This is a genomic window from Mycobacterium sp. IDUB_37 (genome assembly GCF_055419245.1).
Map to the genome: position 1 here is coordinate 263,965 of NZ_JBVAXG010000008.1, position 22,450 is coordinate 286,414.

At 62.0% G+C, this 22,450-nt stretch carries 14 protein-coding genes and 3 pseudogenes; 10 read left to right on the forward strand and 7 right to left on the reverse strand.

Going from position 1 to position 22,450, the window contains the following annotated elements:
* Nucleotides 1-1,435, reverse strand: a 1,435-nt coding sequence (locus ACZY1I_RS24630; RefSeq protein WP_463758485.1) for an EspA/EspE family type VII secretion system effector, incomplete at its 3' end; no start/stop codon positions are given.
* Nucleotides 1,436-1,966: 531 nt separating this feature from the next.
* On the opposite strand from ACZY1I_RS24630, the pseudogene ampC reads away from it, so the two are divergent.
* From ampC to ACZY1I_RS24650, 4 genes and pseudogenes are all read left to right on the forward strand, one after another.
* Nucleotides 1,967-3,137 (forward strand): annotated as a pseudogene (gene ampC, locus ACZY1I_RS24635) (class C beta-lactamase).
* 888 nt (nucleotides 3,138-4,025) lie between these two features.
* The gene (gene espM, locus ACZY1I_RS24640) at nucleotides 4,026-5,114 is read left to right on the forward strand and encodes an ESX-1 type VII secretion system transcriptional regulator EspM (protein WP_463758487.1); all 1,089 of its coding nucleotides are present in this window, start codon (nucleotides 4,026-4,028) and stop codon (nucleotides 5,112-5,114) included.
* Nucleotides 5,115-5,381: 267 nt separating this feature from the next.
* Entirely contained in the window at nucleotides 5,382-6,644 is a 1,263-nt protein-coding gene (locus ACZY1I_RS24645; protein ID WP_463758489.1) for an EspA/EspE family type VII secretion system effector, read from the forward strand.
* Between the two features lie 305 nt (nucleotides 6,645-6,949).
* A complete protein-coding gene (locus ACZY1I_RS24650) occupies nucleotides 6,950-7,990 on the forward strand; it encodes an EspA/EspE family type VII secretion system effector (RefSeq protein WP_463758582.1) in 1,041 nt (346 codons plus the stop codon).
* Between the two features lie 254 nt (nucleotides 7,991-8,244).
* Here ACZY1I_RS24650 and ACZY1I_RS24655 read toward each other — a convergent pair.
* The 3 genes and pseudogenes from ACZY1I_RS24655 to ACZY1I_RS24665 form a co-directional block, all read right to left on the reverse strand.
* Nucleotides 8,245-8,529, reverse strand: a pseudogene (locus ACZY1I_RS24655) (transposase); the annotation flags it as partial.
* Nucleotides 8,530-8,801: 272 nt separating this feature from the next.
* Nucleotides 8,802-9,881, reverse strand: a complete 1,080-nt coding sequence (locus ACZY1I_RS24660; RefSeq protein WP_463758492.1) for an EspA/EspE family type VII secretion system effector — start codon at nucleotides 9,879-9,881, stop codon at nucleotides 8,802-8,804.
* Between the two features lie 229 nt (nucleotides 9,882-10,110).
* On the reverse strand, nucleotides 10,111-11,610 hold the full coding sequence (locus tag ACZY1I_RS24665) for an EspA/EspE family type VII secretion system effector (RefSeq protein ID WP_463758494.1): 1,500 nt from the start codon (nucleotides 11,608-11,610) through the stop codon (nucleotides 10,111-10,113).
* A gap of 868 nt (nucleotides 11,611-12,478) precedes the next feature.
* On the opposite strand from ACZY1I_RS24665, the gene ACZY1I_RS24670 reads away from it, so the two are divergent.
* Both ACZY1I_RS24670 and ACZY1I_RS24675 read left to right on the forward strand, forming a co-directional pair.
* On the forward strand, nucleotides 12,479-13,786 hold the full coding sequence (locus ACZY1I_RS24670; RefSeq protein ID WP_463758496.1) for an EspA/EspE family type VII secretion system effector: 1,308 nt from the start codon (nucleotides 12,479-12,481) through the stop codon (nucleotides 13,784-13,786).
* The gene (locus ACZY1I_RS24675) at nucleotides 13,749-13,991 is read left to right on the forward strand and encodes a hypothetical protein (RefSeq protein WP_463758499.1); all 243 of its coding nucleotides are present in this window, start codon (nucleotides 13,749-13,751) and stop codon (nucleotides 13,989-13,991) included. Before ACZY1I_RS24670 ends, ACZY1I_RS24675 begins: the two co-directional genes overlap by 38 nt.
* A gap of 210 nt (nucleotides 13,992-14,201) precedes the next feature.
* On the opposite strand, the gene ACZY1I_RS24680 is transcribed toward ACZY1I_RS24675, so the two are convergent.
* Complete coding sequence (locus tag ACZY1I_RS24680; RefSeq protein WP_463758501.1) at nucleotides 14,202-15,470, reverse strand: EspA/EspE family type VII secretion system effector; 1,269 nt, start codon at nucleotides 15,468-15,470, stop codon at nucleotides 14,202-14,204.
* A 254-nt stretch (nucleotides 15,471-15,724) separates the two neighbouring features.
* Here ACZY1I_RS24680 and ACZY1I_RS24685 point away from each other — a divergent pair, with 254 nt between their 5' ends.
* From ACZY1I_RS24685 to ACZY1I_RS24695, 3 genes and pseudogenes are all read left to right on the forward strand, one after another.
* The gene (locus ACZY1I_RS24685; RefSeq protein WP_463758504.1) at nucleotides 15,725-16,339 is read left to right on the forward strand and encodes a hypothetical protein; all 615 of its coding nucleotides are present in this window, start codon (nucleotides 15,725-15,727) and stop codon (nucleotides 16,337-16,339) included.
* 364 nt (nucleotides 16,340-16,703) lie between these two features.
* Nucleotides 16,704-17,699, forward strand: a complete 996-nt coding sequence (locus ACZY1I_RS24690; RefSeq protein ID WP_463758507.1) for an EspA/EspE family type VII secretion system effector — start codon at nucleotides 16,704-16,706, stop codon at nucleotides 17,697-17,699.
* A 194-nt stretch (nucleotides 17,700-17,893) separates the two neighbouring features.
* Nucleotides 17,894-18,065, forward strand: a pseudogene (locus ACZY1I_RS24695) (IS3-like element ISAar24 family transposase); the annotation flags it as partial.
* 953 nt (nucleotides 18,066-19,018) lie between these two features.
* Here ACZY1I_RS24695 and ACZY1I_RS24700 read toward each other — a convergent pair.
* Together ACZY1I_RS24700 and ACZY1I_RS24705 are read right to left on the reverse strand one after the other, a co-directional pair.
* Nucleotides 19,019-20,275: an EspA/EspE family type VII secretion system effector gene (locus ACZY1I_RS24700; RefSeq protein WP_463758510.1), complete on the reverse strand. Its 1,257-nt coding sequence runs from the start codon at nucleotides 20,273-20,275 to the stop codon at nucleotides 19,019-19,021.
* A 521-nt stretch (nucleotides 20,276-20,796) separates the two neighbouring features.
* Nucleotides 20,797-21,120 (reverse strand): PE family protein, encoded by a 324-nt coding sequence (locus ACZY1I_RS24705; RefSeq protein ID WP_463758514.1) that lies wholly within the window; start codon nucleotides 21,118-21,120, stop codon nucleotides 20,797-20,799.
* A gap of 478 nt (nucleotides 21,121-21,598) precedes the next feature.
* Between ACZY1I_RS24705 and ACZY1I_RS24710 the strand changes: the two genes are divergently transcribed.
* Nucleotides 21,599-22,450 carry an ESX secretion-associated protein EspG gene (locus tag ACZY1I_RS24710; RefSeq protein ID WP_463758519.1) on the forward strand — a complete coding sequence of 284 codons (852 nt, stop codon included), beginning with the start codon at nucleotides 21,599-21,601 and terminating at the stop codon, nucleotides 22,448-22,450.

Genomic DNA, 22,450 nt, shown 5'->3' on the forward strand with positions numbered 1-22,450 from the left:
CTGTGGGGCTGTTGTCCGCTGGTGGCGTGATCGGTGCGCGCTGGGCGGCGTACGCGTTGGCGCTTTCGTCGGTGTCGGTGTCGGCGGGTGGGGCGGCCTTGGCTTTGGGTGCTGTGGCAGTGCGGGTGGCGGCGGGGCTGGGCCATGCTCGCACGGGTGTCTGGCGGGGCATCAGCGGCGCGAACAAGCTGTTTGGCGTCGGTGTCGACGCGGCAGCTGTGCGGGGTTGGCCGGCGTGAGCCGCGGCATCGGCGGTGCGGGGTGTCGTTGCCGGGTCGGCGCCCCCGCTAGCGAGGCTGGGTGTGCTGCTGGTGATGGTGGCGACGGACGACACGGTGGAGCCGCCACTGGGGGCAGCGGTCGTCACCGTCGGGTTGGTGTCGGTGTTCAAGGGCCTCTGTTGGTAGCCCGGTATTAACGCATTGGCTGCCTGGGCGTTGTCGTGGGAGTTGGTCATCACGATGCCATACATCAGTGCAGCGGCGATGCTGCCCAATGAGGCTGCCATGATTTCGAAGCCTCGCGCCAAGGCGGTACCTGCTGGCTGGGGAACCAGCCAGTTCAAGGCTTCCTCCACGACCAGGGCCGCCATCAGTAACCCTTTGTCGATTCCCAGGCCAAGGTGCAGGCGGGTGACCCACTGGGCCTGGTTTGCCACAATGGCCGCCAGCGTGCCGTCCAGAGTGGCCAGCGTCGCGGCGCGATCGTGCATCTCGGCATTCGTGTTGTCGTAGGTCCGCGACGCCGCACCCTGCCACTGATCACCGGGGGCGGCTAAAGCCAACTGATCACCGACGGCGCTGAAGCGCTCCGAACCGGCATCGAAGCCGTCACCTTCGCAAGGAGGCCCGAACCCGATCGTGAGCTCCAACGCTTCAATGACAGTGATCGTCCACATAATAATGCTTCCACCGCGAGCCCGATCAGCCGCTTCATCCTGCGCATTCTTTAATGCCGCCCGAGCATCCTTATCAGCTTTCTCGCTTTGCGAGTTCCAGTTCGCAGCGTTCTCACTGTTCAAAGTCTTTACACGTTCGGTCTCGGCAGCAAGTGCTTTCTTCTCGAGGTTGACAATCTTCCGAGTAGTTTTATCGAAGTGCTTTTTGTCTGCAGCGCTCTGGGCCGAATTGCCATAGGTCAAATTGGCATGCTCTGAATCAGGGTCGAATGATCTGGAAATCGCATGTAAGTCTGCAATTACCGGCCGCGGACTCTCCACCGGCACATAAAAATCCTGGTATTGGGGTATGGGAAGGTTCGCGAGCGCGGCTTTCTTCCCGAGTATTGACAGGGCTGCGGCGCTATCCACCGATGCATTAGTTGCCAGCGGTGCAGTGTATTCATCGCTCGGTCCTATGCCGCCAACCCCGACAAACTCCTTACACAAACCGCCCAACGCGGCCAAAATGTTGATGGCTTCCGAAATAGGATCCATTTCGCCGGCCCTCCATCCACAACCTACGTCTCACGGGTCTACGCGCGTCAGCTGACCGACGCGGGCGCGCCATGCCCTCAACCGGCGCCCTCGCTGCAGCCATTCTACCGAGGCAACCGGACACCGGGATGCGGCAAAACGAGGCTGAAACATCACGCGGCGTGCTAACGGCTCTTCCGGAAATGAGTGTGGCTGTGGGAGGGAATTTCCGGGTTGATGGGCTTGTGTCGGTGAGCTGAGGCGGGGGCTCCGGTCGGCACATGATGAAGATTCCCACACCGTTGATCGTCCCGCTTTCCGGGGAGCCCGGTGGTCGAACCGGACGTCGTTTTCTGTTGCTGTTGTTGCCGACACGATCGTGTGGACGGTGAAGCTGGGCCACCTCGGATCCACCGTCGATCACCAGGTTTGCACCCGCGTCGGGGTAATTCACCACGCATCATCGCCACCAACAACAGCCGGAGCACCCGCAGTGTCCGAATAGGATGTGCTCGCGAGAGACGGGTCAATTGCAGGAGAAGGGACGTTAGTTTGCGGAGAAGCGCCAAAGCGATCGCCCAGTTGCTTACGGTCATCGCGCTTTCTTGCACCTCGGCCGGTGCGACTGCTGTTCCCGGCAGTCTCGACGATTTGGCCACCGTTGTAGACCGGGCGTTTCGACCGCTCATGACCCAGTACGACATACCAGGCATGGCCGTGGCGGTGACTGTCAAAGGTCAGCGGCACCACTTCAGTTATGGAGTCGCTTCCAGGCAGAGCGGCATCAAGGTAACACCAGACACTATTTTCGAAATTGGTTCGGTGAGTAAAACATTCACCGCCACACTGGCTGCCTACGCGCAGGTGCTGGGCCGGATCTCGCTGCAGGATCACCCCGGCACATACATGCCGCAACTAGCGGGCAGCTCCATCGATACGGTCAGTTTGCTGAATCTTGGGACGTACTCGGCGGGCGGGCTGCCTCTGCAGTTTCCGCCCGACGTCCAAGACGCCGCCCAGATGCAGGCATATTTTCGACAGTGGACGCCCGATGCCGCTCCCGGCGAACAGCGGCGCTACTCCAACCCCAGCATCGGGCTGCTCGGCCACCTCACCGCCCTCGCGATGGATGATGATTTCACTGGCCTGGTGCAGGACCAGCTCTTTCCGGCATTGGGACTTTCGCACAGCTATATTCGTGTGCCACAGGACCAGTCGGACAGTTACGCGTGGGGGTACAACGCCGCGAACCAGCCAATCCATGTGAACCCCGGCGTCTTTGACGCCGAGGCTTACGGCGTGAAATCGTCTGCAGCCGACATGCTTTCCTTCGTGGGAGTCAACATTGCGCCAGAGAGCCTTGACGCTCGAATGCGCGATGCCATCGACGGTACACACATCGGATACTTCAAGGTCGCCAACATGGTCCAGGGGCTTGGTTGGGAACAGTACCCCTACCCGGTCGCCCTTGATCAGCTACTGGCAGGCAACTCCAATCTCGTTGCCACGCAGCCGAACCAGGCGGAGTCTCAGTGGACAACCTCCGTCGGGTCCGACGCTGTTCAATAAAACCGGCTCTACCGACGGTTTCGGCGCCTATGCCGCATTCGTACCTGCCGAGCGGATCGGAATCGTCATGCTTGCCAACAAGAACATCCCGAACGCCGCACGCATCACTGCAGCCCACTCGGTTCTCCGGCAACTGTCAACGGAGACGCGATAATCCACCGGTGTCATGCGCGGGGTCTGCTGCGTGGTGGAAGCTATTCGTTGGCCGACGCACCAACCTCACCGCCAGCGGCCCTCGATCAGCGCAGCGGTATCAAATAGTTTCAGCTAGCGGCGAGAGGCAACCGGCTGCGAGAGGATATGACGCCGCCTGCTGGACCGAATCAACCACTTCGGCAAATTGTTTCGCATGCGAAGGGTGATGAGGTGGGCCTCGGCCAGTACACGAAATGCCTGTCGACAACGTTCGCTGTTGTTGCCGAATTGAACGCCAGTCACCGCGCGGAGGTCCAAAATCGTTGCGATATAAAGCAATTCGTTCGAGTACCGCTGCGGCACCATCAACGTACTCAACAGCAGACAACGCCGACCCTCTCCCGACGGCTTCGGCTAGTCGAGTGGGTCTCGCAAGGCGGCTCCCGCCGAGGCATTTTCAGGAACACTACGGGGGTAGCGGCGCAGGAAAAGGGCAGAGCGGGCCCGCAGGAAGCTCCGTTGAAATGCCGACGAGCGGGGTGGCAGCGCGGCGATCAATCCTTTGGGTGCGGCGTCCGTGAAGCCAGATCCGGCCAGCGCCAATGTGACAGTTGCGTATTTGTGCGTATTCACTGCCAGGTTCTGGCTTCATGAGGTGGGGTTCATCGCGAGCCCCCTCCGCGCGGCGGCAGGCGGAGTTTGCTCTCAGCGCATTGCAAGGTTGTCCCGTTACGATTCGGGGTGTCTAGCGGGCGCATGCCCGAGCCGCGCCCAGGTCGTTGAATCCAAGGCGGTTGCTAAGGACGCCGGCACCCGAGAACTCGAACCCGGCGAGGCCGGGATGCAGGTTTAGAATCGGAGCGGCGGAAGGTCCGCCCGGCTGGTTTCGAGCGAGGAACTACGACTGATGTCCATCCCGGAGTCGCCCGCCCAGCCGGACCTGCTGGTGGTGCACTACGGTGACACGTCGCATGCGATCAATCCTGATCGTGGTGTGGTGACTATCGGCAGAGATGCTCATTCGGACGTTCAAATTGCCGATCTCCAAATTTCGGACCGCAACCTACGCGCCGAAGCAATCGATGGGCATTGGCAGATCGTTGACGACAGCCCGCGCGGGATGTTCGTCGATGGTCAACGACGAAGCTCCGTGACCGTCACCGACAAGACGATCGTCCGATTCGGCGACCCAATTGCGGGTAGCGCGTTGACATTTGAGCTCGTCAGTTCAGCCGGACCAACAGGTGGGCACCAGCGAGATGAGTCGGCGGTCTGCGCGGACAATTCGCAGAGCGGCACGTCCGACCCTGACGTGGCCCGCGCGGGGGCGGCGGTGGCCGCCCGCCGTCGTGAACTGGGAATCAGTCAGCGCAGCATGGCCGCCGATGGAATCATCAACGCAGGCGCCCTCATCGCCTTTGAAAAGGGTCGCAGCTGGCCAAGAGAGCGAACCCAGGCGAAACTCGAGCAGTTGCTGCAGTGGCCCGCTGGTGCCATAGCCCGCATCCGGCAAGGGCTGCCACTCGATTCCGGCGAAGCGCCGGAAGCGGCGCCGCCCCCAGACGGGACAGCCTCCTTAATTGCCCAGGCGATTTTTGCCGCCGTGGATGGCTGCACCCTGGCTATTGCTGCGCTGCCGCCCGTGGACGATCCGCTGTTCACCCAGCGGGCAACGTCGATCCTTCACGATCTGCGGCAGCTTGACGCCATCGCCGTGCGGGCGACCCGGATCAGTCGGATCACCCCGGAATTAATTAAGGCGCTGGGCATGGTCCGTCATCACTACGACGAGCTGACCATGTTGGGGGCAACCGCCCCCGATGCCCCGCTGGCTCAGCGTCTTTACGCTACTCGACGTCGCGCGAATCTTTCCCCGCCGGAGACTGCCCGAGCGGCTGGTGTGTCTGAAGAAGTGATTCGGCGGGTCGAGGCAGACGAGGCGGTACCCGCCGATGCAATCGAGGCGATCGAAAGTCTGATCAGGCAGTTGAGTTGAGTCCGGCAGTCAATGTAGCTGGATGGTGGCGCTGACAGAGACAGAGACAGTGCGGCTTGCAGCACGGCACCAGCCCCGATGTGGACGCCAAACCGGCAGGTCGTCCACGGAACCGCTGCCGTGGCGTCGGAAATCTCTGCATCTGAGCCCTCACGCTCAAGGTTAGGCTTGGACGCACGTGGCGCGCGCATTCGTGTGGTACGCCAGAACTTCGGGAGGGGTTCGGATATGCCTGCGTTTGGCGCTGCGGCAGCGATTGTTGCGAGCATGGTCAGCTTGGGTCGGGACTTTGTCGGTGCCGGTCTAGATCATGCCGGTGGCGACGGCCCTGAATTCAGCAGCGAATATCGCGGGGCGAGATGGACCAGCGTGGGCGCCGCCGGGGCGACCGTCGCGGCTTCGGCCGCCATGCTGGAAATCAGCGCTCAGCTCAAACAGCGGGCAAAATCGGCCGTTCAAAAGGTGGAGTTGGCGAAATCGCAGGGATATATGGCCAACGAGAATTGGCGACAGGACATCGAGCGCGCCGAACGTGTCAACCCGGCGGCTAATAGTCCTATTTTGTGGGCTCTTTCTGTTGTGGATGCGTTGGAGTTGACGTTGGGTTTTGGGGCGCCGTCTGCGGGGGATCGTTTTACCGGGGGTGCGGAGTTGTTCGGTGGTTTGGGTGTTGAATTGGGGTCGGCGGTTGCTGATCGGAGCCGGTGGGGTGGCGCGGCAGCGGAGGCGTATTGCGCAGAGGATGAGCTGTTGCAGGGGTGCGCAGGCCGGTTGGCGGGGTTGGATGGTGAGTTGGCGGCGGTGGTGAGGGATCAGGCGGAGTGGAATACCCATGTGCGGTTGGGTTTTGCGTTGCTGAAGGGTTTGCTGGTGCAGGCGTATCTGTGTGAGGTGGCGATGAGGACGGTGGCGGCTTCTCCTGCGGCCGCGTATGCGTTTGCTGTTGTGGCCGCTGGGACGGGGATCGCTGTTGCGGTGACGATGTCGACGTTTTTGGCTGCTGAGATTTCGCGCCGCAATGGCGTTAAGGCGGACAAGTTGGGTGCTGATTATGCGTCGGTGGCTGCGGGTGTGGTCTTGTCGGGTGGGTTGGGTCCGCTGGTGAGTATGGGGGATTCGACGGTGACGTCGGCCAGTGTCGTCGGTGACGGCGCACCTGGGGGTGCTGGCGGTGGTGAGGGCAAAGCGGTGGCCGGCGGCTATGTAGAGCCGGGGCGTGCGCACGATGGTTCAGCTTCAGCGAAGCCTACGTTGGCCCGACTCGCGGCACTATCTGGTCATTCAGTCGATCGGGCTGAGGGTGTTGATCGCGCGGTGGGGTACGTCCGGAGTGTTGTGGCGAGTCAGCGGAGCGGTCCAGGGGCCCCAGCCACCGAAAAGCGGTCGCAGCTGGCGGAAGGTTTGGTCGCGGAGCTCCCTGATGACATGATCGGCGACGGTGCGGATGCGGTTGCGGGTGCGCCTCAAAGTGGATCGCGCGCGCCGGTCGGGCCAGCGACACACAGAGCTGTGCGGGAGCGCACCGCATAGGCGAGCGTGTCTATCGGCGTAAGGATGTCGCCATGTCGTTATTGGCTGATGCCGGCCGGATTTTATTTGCGTTGGCCAGTCTGACCCCGCAATTCGGCGGCGGGTCCGACCCGAGATTTTCTGGCGAGTATGCCGCGGCCAGTGTGACCAACATTGCCGGATCAATGTCTGGTGCAGCATGGCTTGCATCAGGACGAGTGGCGCGGATGCTCGTGCTGAGAATGAGAGAAGCTGAAGACGACTGGATATTCTTGAAGAAAGAAGCAAGGTACGAGCAGGACGATATCAAAGCGCGACAGGCGCCAATGAACATTCTGCTGTGGGCTATAACGGTTGTCGATTGCTTGGGGCAATTGTGTGGATTCACGATTCCCGACTCCGGGGACCAGTTCAGAGCAGGTTCTGATGAGTTCACCGCTTTGTACGGTGGGTTGGGTTTGGCTTTTCCGGACAGCCGCTGGCAGGGTGAAGCGGCGCAGTCCTATACCGAGTCGAATGTGTATCTGCGCGACCTCGCGCAGAGAATGGCTGATCTGGACGAGCAGTTGGCAGCTCAGGTGCAGGATCAGGCTGACATGGTCACTCACGTCCGCTTGGGCTTCGGGGTCGATAAGGACCTTCTTTCCGCGGCAACCGGCATTGCGGCCGTCCTCACCGTGTCGGCGGGCGCTGCCGCGGCAGAATCTTTCGCTTATTCGGCCGCCGGGCTTGGTCTTAACGCCGCCACCGGCATGCTTGGTGGGCTAGGCATCGTCTCAAAGTTTCACGCTGATGGCGTCGCGGAAATTTCTGGCAAGTACACCTCAAGTGCGGCTGCGTTGGCGCTCGCGCCGGAGTCGGCGGTTCAGCCGGTCGTTTCTGCGGTGGCGGGGTCTGCGGGGTTGGGTTCTGTCGAAGCGTCCGGCGGTGCTTTGAATGCGGTCGGCGTAGGCGGGGGTGTGGGGCAGCGGTCGGGGCATGGGGACGCAACGGCCGAGCCTGGCCGATCCTCAAGTGTCACCGCGCAGGGATCGGTGCTGGCGGACCCAGGCTCGACGCCGCAGGCGAATCCCGCCGTCCATGAAACGGGGTCCGGGTGGCTCGCTGCGCGGGCGGACTCTGCCGATCGAGCGAGACTCGGCCGGCAGCAGGCTGCATCCACCGACCACGGCTCGCACGATTCCGCGCCCGCCAAAATCATCGCGGATGGGCAGGGCGCGAACGCGGAGACCGGCACGCGTGCCCCTGACGGCGCCGACGGTGCTCAGCAGGGTCCGAGAGTGGCGCGGGGCCAGCGGGCGCCCGTCGAACCTGCCGCAACTCACCCCGAGTCCATCGATACCGGCCCGGGTGAGCTCGATACCTAGAAGTGCTTCACCACCACCTGCAACTGGTCCGGTTCACGCAGGCAGGTGACAGACGATCTAGATTTCTACGCCTTTGGGTCAAGTCCGGGGACGTGGTGTACGAGGTCGTCGTGCAATTCCACGAGTTGATGGTCCAGGCGGTCAGGGCCGCAGGGGTCACCTCCTTGGCGGTTGGGGTGTCGTTGGTCGCGTGTGATTTGCTCAAGACGTCTAGGCCGAGGTAGCGCTGGGATTCGGCTCACTCGTCGTGTTGTTCGGCGCAACTTGGGAATGGCAAGATCCAATGTGCCTGCGCGGGAGTCGAATTGACGATGGCGGTATGTGTTGCGCTGGCTTGTCCGCTCGGTGCTGGGCTCACCGTAACCGGCTCTGCGCACAGCATCGGCCTCGGCGTCGAGCAGGGTGTGGATGGACGACGAGAGTAGGTCGCGCAGTACGTCGGGGTGGGTGTTGGTGAACCGCTGAGCACGCAGTGCCGGCAAGTCGATATCGTTGCGCGACGAGCTATTTGGGTTCGCCGTGTCGCTGCCAGATCCCATCCGCGCGCACTCCGGCTGACGGGGCCGCTGCCCAGCCGCCAGCAGTGACATTCGGGTCAGGGCCACCAACTGTCGCGCTCACTACATTGGCACGCCGGCAGGCGCTGGGCGGCGGCGGACAGCGGAATCGAAAACCCGCGAGGCACAGCTAGTTTACGTCGATGACGCCAGGCCGAGGCGGTACGTCGCCCGGCCGAGAGGATCTGGTGTGCTGAGCAGCAGCGGCAGTTGGCGATCAGTTGAGTATGTCTGCCGCAGCGCGGCGGCAGCGATCACTTTGAGGCGCTGCGCGGCACGGACTCGAGTACGGGTTGCGGCGGAGTCATGACTGCCTTAGTAGGGCTACGTTGCTCACCCGCCGACGCTACGCTCTCGTGAGCGTCGACGTCGGTGGGCTGCACCTGGCCGGCGGCTTCTGATTCCGCTACCCGCTCCTGCTCGAGGCCCGCCGGGGCTGCGACGCGTCTTCGGTGTCCGGCGTCTCGTTGCCAGCTCCCACCCGTGGGCATCCCAATCGCTTGGGTCCCCGCTGAGCCACCGATGATTATGTCCAGTCCGGACCGATCATCATCGCTCGCGCTGGCCACATCCACTGCCTGCGGCTCAAACACACGGGCCTGGCCGCCACCCTCGGCTTCATTAACCGCTTGGTCGCGCACACCGCCTGAGCCCGCAACCGCAGACCCCGCTACCGCGCCAACACTGGCTGGTGCCGACGAACCCGCCGCCACCAATCCCGCCGACTCGCGGTACTGATCGCCAAGTTGATCCGCCGACAAAGCTGCATTCTGTGAATAAACAACCGTCAAGATTGTCCCTAATACGATTGCAAATCCCGCCGCAGTAGCCGCCATAATCGCAAAAATATAGCCGTTGCTATAGCCGCTCATTTCCAAGGCTGCGGCTATGGGGATGGCTGCGACCAGCAAATCCTTTAGCACCCCAAGGGCCAGACGCACGTAGGTGACAAACTTGGCGTGATCTTTCACCACCGCTGCCAGCTTCACGTCTAGTTCACCAATGGCTAGCGCCATCTTCTGCAGCGCGGCGTTGGCTGATTTACACGATTGCGCCGCCGTGCCCTGCCAACGGTCATCCGGCGCCGCCAAACTCAATTCATCGGAAAGCGCGGTGAACTGTTCGGCACCCGTAGTGAACTCGTCGCCCTCTGCTGGAATCAGGAAACCCCACAGAGTGCTGAGCGCGTCAACGACACTGATGGTCCACAAGATGATGTTCACTGGACCGAAGGCCCGCGTTTCGATCTCACGGATGAGATCTTCGTCGGGAACGCCGCCCGTATATCTTAATGAATGTTCGCGGAACTCTGACCTGATCAGGCTGTCGAACACAGGGCGGTGGACTACGTAGCTGACCGGTACAGCGCCCAGGACTCCGGTGTTGGTGGTACATGCCGCGATGTATGACCCCGAAAACTTGGGGTCTGAACCTAGGTAACCGAACTGCGAACCCACATTACCCAACGCGAATAACACCCGGCTCGCATCAACGAACGACACTAGAAAACTCCTCGTCTCAAACCTGGCCAATTGCGGGCGCACAAGAACCAGCCAGATAGGTTCAGTTCGGCGTCTGTGTCGCCGGCTCTGCGAGATATCTCTTGCTGGCCCGGGTGGGTCCGCACCAAGTTGTGGGCACAGTTGGCGAGGTACCGGCAGGCTGGCTAGTGGTTGCGGGTGCAGCTAGTGCCACGGCGTCGGTGACGGTGTCAAGGATAGGTTCCTGGCGTCGACGGGCGGTGCGACCAGGAACGGGTGTCGGTCGGTGCGCTAGCTGGGCTGAGTTGGCGTGGCCGGGCGGTGTGGACGTTGCGCTGGCCAGGCCGATTAGTTGCGTCAGCTTTGGTTGGGCAGACTGTTCGGCAAACGAGACTAGTGGCACCGGTGCGGACGATAGCGACGGGGCGGTGGGATCGGCGGTTGCGGGGGTGTCGGTTGCGAGGGTTGTACTGCCGTGGCGATCGGAGGCCAACTCCGCGGCGGCGCCCGCCGGCATACCGATTTTCGGGTCTGCACTGCTGGGCTGGATCGCCGCGACCGGCGTGATCGTCGTCTCGCCGCAAACGCCTGCCGTTGCGGCGTCCAGGTGGCCCGCTGCGACCGCACCCGAGCCCACCTGGTTGTACTGGCCGGCCAGCGCGTTGGCTTTAAGTGCGTTCTTGATCGACAGACCTAGCGCCGTCGCGATAATGCCGACCGCGGCCGAGGCCCCAAGCCACGCCGCGCAGGTGGCGAACTTCGTCGCAAAGATGGGGCCGGCCGCCGGCGATAGGTACAGGGCCGCCTCGACAGCCAGTGCCATCCCCAACAATGTGGCATCAGCGCCCAGCACCACCCGGGCGTGATCCACCCACTGTGCCTGATTGTGTGCAATCTCCGCCAGCAACCGGTCCGCTTGCACCATCGTCTCTGCTTGCTCACGCTGCTGTTTAGGGTGCTCGCCATAATTTTCCGAAGCCACACCCTGCCACTGCTGACCCGCTGGCCCAGCCGCTAACGCGTGGCCGGCTCCCATGAACGCCGCCGCACCAGCCTCTAACGACTGCCCCGCGAACGGCGCCCCAAAGCCCGCCGTCAACTCCAAATATTGCACCACCGATAGAGCGATCAGAATCACACTCCAGTTGCGATGCTCAGACAGACCCGGATTGGCGTCCTCGATTTTCTTTGTCGTATCGAGCCCAGTCAGATTATTGTTTGCGGATATCAGCTCTGAGTTCGTATTTATCCACGCTTGCCGTGCTTTTTCTGCGATATCGGTGCGCAGCGGTTGAGGGCGCTGGGCATTGATAAACTCCTGGGCGGTTTTTTCCGCTGCGTCCGCGCGTTTTTGCCACGCAGAAGCCAGATAATGGTTTCGGGTCGGAGAGTTGGCCATCCACAGCGCAGCGTTGCCGCTGTTGATGGCGGCGCCATTTCCCGTCAGGCTCAGTGCCGTAGCGGCGGTATTTTCGTTGACCGGGGGCACACCACCGCTGATGTCTAGGTACAGGCCGCCGGTGTTTCCACCAAGCCCTAGCATGCCGCCGATGATGGCGGCCGCCTCGGCAAAGATTGACATTGCTTCACTCTCCTGCGTCAGTTTCTCGAGTCTGCGGCACTCACTGACATGAAGCTTATCAACGGCTAGTGCCGCCCATGAGCACCAATTTCACTCGGACGCAGGCGGTTACGGGCACACCGAACTCACGCGGCGCTAGCTTTCCTCAGTATGGGATGGCGCGAGAAGAAGCCGTGCCTAAGCTGCTCGACAGCACCTCGTCATCCCACGGCGGGTCCCAGCCGGGAATGCTTGGTCAGGCTGTCGCGGTCGTGAAAGAGTGCTCACGACGTCGCTTCGGCATAGCCCTTTGCCCGTTGGAAAGATCGCAGGAGCTCCGCGTCCAGTTCGGTGCGGCTACGGCCTTCCATGGCTGGTTCCAAGGTGTCGCCGCCCACAATTTTGGTGCGCGCAGCCCACTCTCGGCGGTGTTAGCCTCGAATATCGAACGCTGCGCCCGTTACCTATCGGGGGTGGTGTCTGTCTAACCCATTCGAGGAGGTGCAGATGTCGATTACGGCTGATGCTGTTAGGGTGTTTTTCGGATAGGGCAAGTTTGGGCGCGCAATTCGTTGGAAGCTATGGTTCGCTATTTTAGTGGCGAATTCGCGGCCGCGATTCTGGCTAGAGTGGCCGACGTGAGGCCACAATGTAGTGGGCTGCGTCGTGCGGCGAAACATGAACCGTATTGTTAAGTACTCAGTCTCTACCGGATTTCGCCGAAGGCACCCGGCGTCGCTACATCTGGGACTGGCGCCTATCCGCTGGCCATGTATGGCAACGTCCGGCCCGCGGTGAGAGGGTCCGTTTATGAATAAATGTACTTATAACGGTGTTAGGGGATTGTCGTGTGTACGCGTTTGGCGATTGTTGAAGTGAGGGTGTACTGATGTCGTTGCTGACTGACGCGGGCAGGGTATTGTTTTCATTGGGTAGCTTAGGGCCGCAGTTTGCCAGTTTCGGCTCCTCGCAAAAGGTTTCCGGTGAGTATGTGGCAGTAAGTGCAACTAATATCGGTATCATGGGCGCTGTACCGGGCATTTATGGTGCTTACCGCTTGCGAGAAAGCGTGATAAAAAATTTGCAACAACAGTACCTCGATGATCAAGGCGGGGCAGGGGTGTTGGTGGACGTTCATCAGGTCGCAATAAATAATACGAGGGCAGAGTTAGCTAGGCCCGTCACAATAATCCTGCGTGCTATCTCCATTGTGGACATTATGAGCCAAGCTGCAGGGTTCTTGATTCCCGTCGAAGGGGATGAATTTACGGCCGGCGCGGAGCAATTCCACGCACTGCATGGCCAATTGGCTTCGGCCGCGCTCGACGATCGCTGGCACGGTCCTGCGGCGCAGTCGTACGACCAATCGAATGTGGCGCTGCTGAAGGCTGCGCAGGCACTGGCTGAGCATGACGCGAAATTAGCGGCCGGGGTGAAAGAGCAAGCCGAACTGATCACACACGCGCGCCTCACGGTAGGGATTGCCAAGGATCTGCTGGTCGCAGCAGTGCCTATAGCCGCCGCTTTAAGCGCGGCTGCAACCGACAGCGCTGCAAAGATCTTCGCACATGCCGCGGCGGCGCTCGGAATTGTGTCGACCACAATCGTTCTGACGACCTCGGTTCTCGTCTCGACTATCCACGCGGAAAGAATCGAGGAGCTAACCAAGAAATACGGCTCGGAGGCGAGCGCGTTCGTGTTGTCGGGGTCGGTGTCGTCTTCTGCGAGCGTTGGTGTGGCGAAGTCTCCGGTTCAAGATTTGACTGCTTTTCGCAGCTGCAAGACGGACGCGGGTACGAGAAGCGGCGCGGATGATGTCGAGCAGCGGCGTGCGGCGCTCGATGCCGAGTGCGGCAGGGGAGAATCAGCACGCGAGGTTACGGTCGGTGACACAGCTGCGGCCGCACCGGTTGTGGTGCAGGCGGGTACCCTCGGGCAGCTGGATGTCGCCGGGGGGCGTCGGGGTCCGGCGCCGGCACAGTGTGCCGTGCGGGGGCGGGGCATAGATCTGGAAGACCACGCTGCGCGAACCGACGAGGGCGACGGTGCCGATCAGAGCGCCGGGTTGGCCGGTGCGCAGCGTGTCCCCACTGGATCAGTCGTGGTCTCGGCTCAGCCCGCACCTGTGTCAGTGCGACCTCCGGACCACCCAGACTCTGATGCGTCACCAGAATCTCGCGTCGACCGCCATCGATGACGTTGTCGCGGATGAGCAGCGCGCCAAGGGGATTCAGTTGCTCGACCCGTTCGGTGTCGCGACGCTGCAGCCCACAGAACGCACCTCAGAGCCGACGCTGCGGCCGGATGGGGTGACCGCCGACGAGCTGCGACGCAAGGCGGCCGAATTGTTGGCGGCCGCCGACGCGATGCAGGACCATTCAGCGGCAGCGGCACAACAGTGACCGTCTCTTTGCGGCTCGTACGCGACGACGACGGCGATCGCGGGCTACCTCCGCTGAAAGCGTGGGAGCTGTACCTGCGCGGCGCAGGCCAGGCCGGGCCGACCGTGCTTGCATCGCCGAAACCGGTTGTCGGAGCAGGAGAATGAGGGTGGCTGCGCCGGAACTCTGGCCTCTGTCGCAGACAAGGTTGGCCCCGGAGATGAGCCCCTGCTACACCGCTGCGACCAGCGGTGGGCGCTGCGCCGCCCCGTACTCAGGGGAGGTCCGCGTCTGCTTGGTGACTGCTCCGATGGGGGCGCGCTGCCCACCCGCTAACACCGCGTCCTCGTAGGCGCCGTCGACATCCATGAGCCGCGCCTGCTGGGCTTCCGATCCCGCTACCCTCCGCCGACCATCGGGTGCCGCTGGGACGCGGCTTCCGTGTCCGGCACCTCGCTGCCCGACGATCCCTGCCTGCACCCCGGCCGGCTGGGCCACCGCCGAGCCCCCAGTAATGATGTCCTGACCAGACCCGTCACCGCTCGCGCTCACCCCATCCACCACCGACGGTTGCACCATTCCAGCCTTGCCGCTGGCCACAGCCCCATCCACCGCACCGCCGCGCACATCACCCGAGCCCGCAACCACCGACTGCGCTACCGCTCCAACACCACCCGAAACCGGTGTCACCACCCGTGCAGATGTGCCGTACTCCTCTGTGAGTTTGTCGGCGTCATGCCCTGTGCTGGTCGACGCATTAACGGAAACCCACGCAAGCGACATCACCGCACCCGCACTGAGAAGAGACGCGGTAACTGCGAACCAGCGGCCCGGAGCAATGTTGGCGGCGCATTCGAGGGCTGCGGCAATAGGAATCGCCGCGACCAGCACATCCTTGAGTATTCCGAGGGCCAGACGCTTCTGGGTGACCTCCTGGGCCTGAGCTTGCATCAGGGCCGCCAGCTTCACGTCAAGTGCAGCTATGGCTTCCGCCTGCTTCTGAAGAGCCCTGTCCGACAACTCATATGCATGCGCCCCTGCGCCCTGCCAACGGTCATCTGGAACCGCTGAACCCAATTCAGCGGACAACGCGGTGAACTGTGCAGCGCCGGCCGTGAACTCGTCACCCTCAGCAGGAATCAGGAAACCCCACGCAGTGCTGCACGCGTCGACGACGCTAATGGTCCACAGGATAATTTCAACTGAGTTTCGCCTGAATTCTTTTATCTCGTCCACAAACTCGGCTTTAGGAGTGCCGGCAAAAAAGTCCCTCTGAAACACTGGCTCATCAATAAAGGTGTGCGCAATGTCACGCGCGGACTTCTCCGCATAGCGGCGGGCCAAGTAACCTACCGGTGCGGTAGCGAAGATTCCTGTGTTGGTGCCACATGCCGCGATGTATGCATCGGAGAATTTTGGGTCCGAGCCCAGGTGGCCGAACTGTGAACCCACGTTGCCCAACGCGAACAACACGCGGCCAGCATCAGCAAGCAACGACATCAGAAAACCCCATTCGAGATCACGGATTGTGGGCGCACACGGCCGAACACTCACCGTAACATCGCCGGAACTGCCCACCGTGCACTAATATCGAGTGCTAAACACCTTGAGCTTCTAATGCCGATTTCCGACGAGTCCATGCCAAGAGCCGACGATGTGGTGTCGACGATTCTGCTCGGACTGAGCTTTGGGGCGTGCTCAGCCCAACCGCCCGTTCGGGGTCATCCGTTTTGTATCTGAAAGGGGGGCTGGACATGAGGATCGGCGACCCAGACGGCCACGGCCGCTACGGTGAGCTCACAGTCACCGACGACGGCCGGCTGCTGTGCCACGAGTGCGGAGGGACCTATCTGTACCTGGCCACGCATCTGGCGCGTTCGCACGGCATCACGGCGGAGTCGTCCACCGACGCACTCCGGGTAGCCGCCGCCGCGGCGGCGGGCCCTGGTCACCGTCCCCCACCAGTACCCACCCCCACCGGCGCCGCCAATCGCGTGGACTCGTGGATCATTACCAGCCTGGTGTCCCCGGCGCCGCCCCCATTCCCCGCAACGGGTGCACCTTCCATGCTGGCCGCACCAGACGGTGCCTGGACATTGCGGGCCACCGCACCCGAGGCGCTCACACCGACGGGCGCACTGACTCCCTTGAGCGCTAAAGGTGGATTTGCTGCCTCGGCGCCCGGGCCCGCAGCGCCCCGGGGTGAGTCGTGGGTAGGGCAGGCAAATGCCGTCGAAGCCGACACGGGCGAGGGCAGCGAGAACGGGCGAGCGCCCCGCCACCGGCTTGACCTCCGGTCAAAGGTTGGTCGCTTGATGAGCGCCACCGCACATGATTTGGTGCGGAATGCTCTTCTGCAGCGGTGTTAGCCTGAATCTCTACACCTGCTATTGCCACCAGACCACGTACTATTGGCGTGAGGATGTCACCATGCCGCTTCTTGCCGACGCGGGCCGGATTTTATTCGCCCTGGGCTGTATAGCCCCACAAGTAAGCGGTGGGTCCGACCCAAGATTTGCTGGCGAGTATGCCGCGGCCAGCATGACCAATATCGGTGGATCGGGGACTACTGCAACAATCCTTGCAGGAGCGCGGTACGGGCGGAAAGCCGGAATCAAGAAGTATGGCAAGAATCTTTTACCCCATCAGAAAGAAGACGCAATTGCGGACCTGAAGGCGATGGGGTTGTCGGGGCCGCTCAATATCATTTTGTGGGCTATCACAGTCGTTGAAATGCTCGAGCAGTTTTGTGGGGTTACGATACCCTATTCCGGGGATGAGTTCAGAGTAGGTGCTGATGAATTCACCGCTTTGTACGGCGGACTGGGTTCAGCGTTTCCCGACGACCGCTGGCAGGGGTTGGCGTCACAGTCCTATGACAAGTCGAATACGGTGTTGCGTGATCTCGCGGCACAGATGGCTGATCTGGACGAGAAGTTGGCTGCGCAGGTGCAGGATCACGCCGACACGGTCACTCACGTCCGATTGGGTTTTGGTGTAGACAAGGATCTGCTTGCCGCCGCGGCTCTCATAGCAGCAGCTCTGACTATTTCGGCGGGCGTCGCAGCGGCGAATAGTTTTGCTCGTGCGGCGGCGTCGTCGGGTATTGCCGCGGCAATCGGCTTGGTGTTGTTCCTCGGTGACCACTCCCAGACCCGCGCGAATAGAGTCGACGACCTTGCCGGCAAGTATCACTCAGGGGCGGCGGTGCTGGTGGCATCCGCTTCGGTGGCACAGCAGAGCGCGGCGGCGGCGGTGTCGGATTCGGCGGCGGTGCCTGGTGGTTCGTCGGATGCGGTGGAGGCTGGCGGTCGTGCCGAGCAGCGCTCGCTTGCCCTCGGCGCCGTGCAGGAGGGTGGCCAATCCTCAGGTGCCGCTCTGCAGGGACCGATACTGGCCGCTTGGGGCTCGACGACGCAGGTTGGCCCAGTCGCGCAGGACGTGGGACACGTGTCGGGGCGGACTGCTTCGCGGGCGGCCTCTGCGGATCAGGCAACGGTGAGCCGGCAGCGGGGTGCCGTCGCCGACCGGGGCCGCGATGGTGCGGCGGGAGCGCAGAGTGGCGCTCGTTGGCGGGGCGCGGGTGCGAGTCCCGACGCGGATGTTCTCGATGGCGTCGGCGATGCTCAGCAGGATCCGCGGGTAGCGAAGGGTGAGCGGGCGCCCGTTGACTCGGCCAGGGCTGATGCCGAACCCCGGAGTGCGGACTCGGTGCAGCCCAACATCTGACACTGCCCACACGGTCGGTGAAATGGAGTCCGGGTTCTGCGAACTGTGAGCCTAGTCGCGACTTGCGTTAGGCTGGTTTCCTGCCCGCCGGTCCCAACGTGGTAAGCCAACCCAGATGACTTGACCCACCAAATAGTCTGTGGGGCAACGACATCACCCAACACCGCACTCGCGAAGGGTGACTGTACTGCTGAGCGGCTCTCCAGAGCTTCTGGTCTTTCGATGCAGATCGAGCTGCTCGATCGCCAGAAGAGGAAGACCCGCGTCGAGCTGGCCAACGCGATCTTCGACAACCTCGAAATCTTCCACAACCGCCGACGCCGCCACTCCGCGCTGAGCTACCGCACCCCGTCGAACACGAACTGACCACCAGCAACACCCTCACTGCCATCAGCTGGTCACGGAACGTGGAACCCAACAGGTAGGTCAGGTCAAGATGTCATCTATTCGTGCAGCAGACCCAATACCTGTTTGGTGCGGCACTCGGGTGGTAAGCAAGCGACGTCAAAACGCGCACGCGCTCAGAGCGACGCAACTGGATGATTCTCGAAATACTCAATCACCGCTCGCCGCATCAGTTCCGAAGGTGACCAACCGGCAGCATCCGCACGAGCCTTCAACTCATCGCGAACAAGCTGCGGCAGCCGCACCGTGGAAACCGGACTTTTGCCGTTGCCTTTGCGACTCGCGGTAGGCCGTCCCACGCGCAACGACGCCGGATTGACCGTCGCAGACAAAACTTCAGCCCCTGGCGGATCAGCTCGGTGGTCCGCGGCCGTCGCGACTGCTTCAGCATCCGTCAATCGGGGTTCCTTTCCAGACACTTCTCTCCTTCGGTACTAAGCGCGTTGTCGCTACAGATGTCGAGGCTGGCAACAAATGGGGCGAAACCTGCGTTCAGGGCCGCGAAAATCCCTGCGCTGTGGTCGATTTCCCCGAGGTTCGGGCAACTTACCTTTCAAGCTCGCGGATACGCCCCGCCTCGGCGGTCGTGACGGGGTCGACGTGCATCCCATCAAAAGCTAGGGAGATCAACGTCCTTCGGCAGGACACCGCACCCGTTACATGCTTCGCCAAAGCGTAACATCGCCCGAAGCTGGCCATCGGCACCGATTTCGCCGACGGTGCGCCCCCGTCGAGAACACAAGAACCCGGTGGGCAACAGCTGACTTGAACTGGACGGCGGATCATTCGATACTCGTTGTCGATGCGACGACGGCTGCGCCGGGCCGCGGCCGTGGATCGCCCGGGTCGGGGATTCCGTGCACCTAATCGCTGTTGCTGGCTGGCCACCACCGGGTCAGCACTAGACCTTCAGATCACAGGTGGGAGTCATGTCCCGGTGCGAGATATGCGCGCGCGGCGACAAGGCGGTGCGGGATGGCCGTCGCGGCCGAATCGTGCGTGGCGTTAACCGCATCGGGGATTGCCGATTCGTTGCGATGTGACGGCGAACTGGTCCCTGCGCGCTTGGTGCCGCTCGATGTGGGGGTTTCGTGGTCCGCGGGGAGTGCACACGCTCGGCCCGGGTCGATCGTCGTAGCGATTTGCGGCGAGGTCTGCCTGGGCTGGAAAGGCGGTGGTGATCCACCCACTTGAGCCGAAGTTGGCTCGATGGATGAATGCTGTTCGGGGGTGCCCCAGTCCGACGCACCATCAGCGCTAAGACGACGACTGGCCGGCCGGTTCGGCTCCGGCGTTTCCGGCGCTGTGTTAAACGTTAAGGCCACGTGAGAAACCGTAGATCCCACTACACCTACCCGCTCACCCTGCGACAAAAGGTTTTTAGCGCTGGAAATTGTCGCCATTTCTTCGTACTCAACGTGTAAAGCACTCGCTTTTTTCGCATTTGCGTGTGAGAAGTAGCAGAGGGTGCCAATCATGCTCAGAACGATGCCGATGCCAATCGTGCAAACCACGATTGAGAATTTTCGCGCGCCGAGTGGGTCCGGTGTGAAGTAAATTACCAATTCGCAGGCAAATGCTTCGACAAGCAGGCCTTTCAGCAGTCCCCATCCCAAACGTATGAGGGTATTCCAATCGGCCTGGTCTTTGACAATGTCTGCGAGCGCGTGATCTAGTTCTGTCATCGCCCGTGCGCTGTTGCGGAGGACCGCGTTATGGGATCGATATGCCTGAGAAGCACTGCCTTCCCATCCGTCGTTGGGAAAGGCTGAGTCTAGCTGCCGGCACAGCGCGGAAAATCGGTCAGACCCTACGTTTAGGTCGTCGCCCTCGCAGGGCATTTCGATGCCAAGGGCAGGCTCTAAGGACTCGACGATCGCAAGCAAGAATAGGATCGCGCTGGATTCGGCCGGGGTGTAATCCTGCGCCCCCTGTTTGAGGGCCTCAGTCGCCGCGATCTTATCTTTCAAAGTCTGGCGAGTGGTGGCCTGGTCCCTTATTTCGTCTCTTTTTAGCCTGCTGTCAATTGTCGGGCTTATCTCTTCGAGCCCCTTCCGGTGCGAGACGATGTCGTTGTCAAGCCGCGCTTTTAATATGTCCCTAGGTTTAAGGGGGAGCAGGCTTGCCGCAAGTCCGCCGGCGACCGCAGAACCACCTATGCTGCTACTCATAGCGGCGATATATTGACTGCTGTACTCGCGGCTGCCGTCGCCAGACGCGTCCAATCCTAGACCCGCAAATTCTCGACCTAAGCTCACCAAGCTTCCGATTACTCCGGCGCCAACTGCCATTGCAACCATGGGGGCCGCCTCTCCGTAATTTAACTAGCTATTCTTAAGGTCGATTGATGGAATAATGAAACGCCACTTCGGACGACAGTTATTACTTTAGCGCCTGAGGCGAGATCAGTTGACAGTTTTTACGGCGGCCTGATAGCGCCGGTGTTGCGATCCGTAGTGGTTCACGGATGTCCGGTGGCTGATCCACGGCGGGACCCAGGCCTGCCCGCCCGAGGTCCCCAGCCACGAGATTCCAGCCGATCTCACTGCAACTAGGAACGAGCACCAAGCCGCTGGGAAGCGTCGCGCCGCCTACCGAGGGGCTCTCCCGCAGTGCCTGCGACGGCGATGGAACCCGGACCTTCGTGGCCCGTGCAGGCCGTCTGATGGCAATAACGCGACGCCGCGGCGGGTTAGGCGACCGCCAACTGCGCGTCGACAGCGTTCAGGGCGCCGGCCGCAGCGGCGTCTCCCTCCGAATATATGCGGACGATCTCGGTAAAAGCTTGGCCCGTCCGCGTCAGTTCCTCCTGCGCCACCTGGTTGAATGCGAGAAACTGAGAGGCCTCGGTTGAGAAAGCGAGTACTGCTTGCAGCGAGACCTCGTCGGCTCCCGCGGGCATCGTCGACATGAACGTGGTCGCCGCCGTCGCGCTAGCCTGCAGCCCTCCAAGAGCGCCGTCAACTACTCGTGAACCGATGGCGAAAGCCGGTGGGTCGAAAGTCATGGGCTGCATGGCACTCTCCTTGTCTGCTAGTTCAGCGGCGTTAGGCGGAAGGCTGCGAGCCGCGCGGTTTCTCCGTTAGATTGAATGTAGCACTAGGATATAGTTTCTGGATACGATAGTAGAAGGAAGAAACTGTGTTCTGCCTCACCCGCGGCCATGGGAGACGGCCGCGGTGAAGCTGCAGTCGGAGACTCCCGCGACGGTGCGTCGACTAGGCGTGGTCTGGGGTGGGATGCGCGCAAAAGTGTATGGGTAGAACAAGATTCAGCTGACGGGACCCTGCTGTGGCACAATTGACTGTGGAACTACGACACCCTAACCAACTGACAACAGAGCGGGCCGACGTGTGGATCATGGCCGCAGAGCCGGGTTGGTGGTCTGATGCTGCGAACACGGTTACCCGTGGCGTGGTCATCGGTGCTCCCGGGTTAGCCGAAGTCTGCGAGGGGACCAGGATCCGCAGCGAACAGGTGCTGGTTCATTGACAATGTCAGGACCCTTATTTTCTAACTTCACACGCCTCGTCGATGACGTTGTGGGCGTGGAGGTCACCGTCGACGGCATGTTGGTCGTCGCAGACCAGTTGCAGCTGGTGGACTTTCCATCGTCTCTAGCAATTCGCTACAACATCCCGCAAGAAGAAGTCCGCGATCGTGTGTGGGATCAGGTGCGGCGTGACCTGACCGCGCAGGGCGTGTTAAACGTCCATGGCCAACCCCATCCGACGGTCGCGATGATGCTCGAAACCCTGAGTCGCCCCGACCGAACGGTGGAGGGTAGGTGGTGGCGGCGCGACATCGGTGGCCAGATGGTGCGGTTCGCTGTGTGCCGCCAGGGCGAGCGCCATGTAATCGCCGCGCGCGATGGTGACTTAATTGTGCTGCAGCTGGTGGCGCCGCAGGTGGGTCTCGCCGGCATGGTGACCGCCGTGCTAGGCGCCGCGCAACCCGCGAATGTCGAACCGCTGACCGGTTTGGCGGCCGAGCTGGCGGGGTGTAAGACCGCGGCGCAGTTAGCCGAATACGGCGTTTCCGCCGCTTCGGCCCGCACGTACACCGAAGTCGTGCAAGAGCCAACCGGCTGGGCCGAACTCACCGCAAACCAACGCCATCCCGGCGGCACTTACACGCGCACCGATGTTGCCGCAGGGGTGCTCGACTCACCGCAAGGCAGGCTGGTGTCGCTCCCTCGCCGCGTCGGCGGCGAGTTGTACGGAAGCTTCCTTCCCGGCACCCAGGAAAACCTGCAGCGCGCTCTAGACGGCCTATTAGAATTTCTACCAGCGGGCGCTTGGTTCGATCCCACCGAATCCGCCTACGGCGTTGAATCCCACCGATGA

What these genes read in the sequence shown, in the direction of transcription:
- ACZY1I_RS24710 (WP_463758519.1), top strand. Translation starts at nt 21,599, where the DNA reads ATGTCAGGACCCTTATTTTCTAACTTCACACGCCTCGTCGATGACGTT.
- ACZY1I_RS24665 (WP_463758494.1), bottom strand. Translation starts at nt 11,610, where the DNA reads ATGTCAATCTTTGCCGAGGCGGCCGCCATCATCGGCGGCATGCTAGGG.
- ACZY1I_RS24675 (WP_463758499.1), top strand. Translation starts at nt 13,749, where the DNA reads ATGCGTCACCAGAATCTCGCGTCGACCGCCATCGATGACGTTGTCGCG.
- ACZY1I_RS24690 (WP_463758507.1), top strand. Translation starts at nt 16,704, where the DNA reads ATGCTCGAGCAGTTTTGTGGGGTTACGATACCCTATTCCGGGGATGAG.
- ACZY1I_RS24705 (WP_463758514.1), bottom strand. Translation starts at nt 21,120, where the DNA reads ATGCAGCCCATGACTTTCGACCCACCGGCTTTCGCCATCGGTTCACGA.
- ACZY1I_RS24700 (WP_463758510.1), bottom strand. Translation starts at nt 20,275, where the DNA reads ATGAGTAGCAGCATAGGTGGTTCTGCGGTCGCCGGCGGACTTGCGGCA.
- espM (WP_463758487.1), top strand. Translation starts at nt 4,026, where the DNA reads ATGTCCATCCCGGAGTCGCCCGCCCAGCCGGACCTGCTGGTGGTGCAC.
- ACZY1I_RS24650 (WP_463758582.1), top strand. Translation starts at nt 6,950, where the DNA reads ATGAACATTCTGCTGTGGGCTATAACGGTTGTCGATTGCTTGGGGCAA.
- ACZY1I_RS24685 (WP_463758504.1), top strand. Translation starts at nt 15,725, where the DNA reads ATGAGGATCGGCGACCCAGACGGCCACGGCCGCTACGGTGAGCTCACA.
- ACZY1I_RS24645 (WP_463758489.1), top strand. Translation starts at nt 5,382, where the DNA reads ATGGTCAGCTTGGGTCGGGACTTTGTCGGTGCCGGTCTAGATCATGCC.
- ACZY1I_RS24670 (WP_463758496.1), top strand. Translation starts at nt 12,479, where the DNA reads ATGTCGTTGCTGACTGACGCGGGCAGGGTATTGTTTTCATTGGGTAGC.
- ACZY1I_RS24680 (WP_463758501.1), bottom strand. Translation starts at nt 15,470, where the DNA reads ATGTCGTTGCTTGCTGATGCTGGCCGCGTGTTGTTCGCGTTGGGCAAC.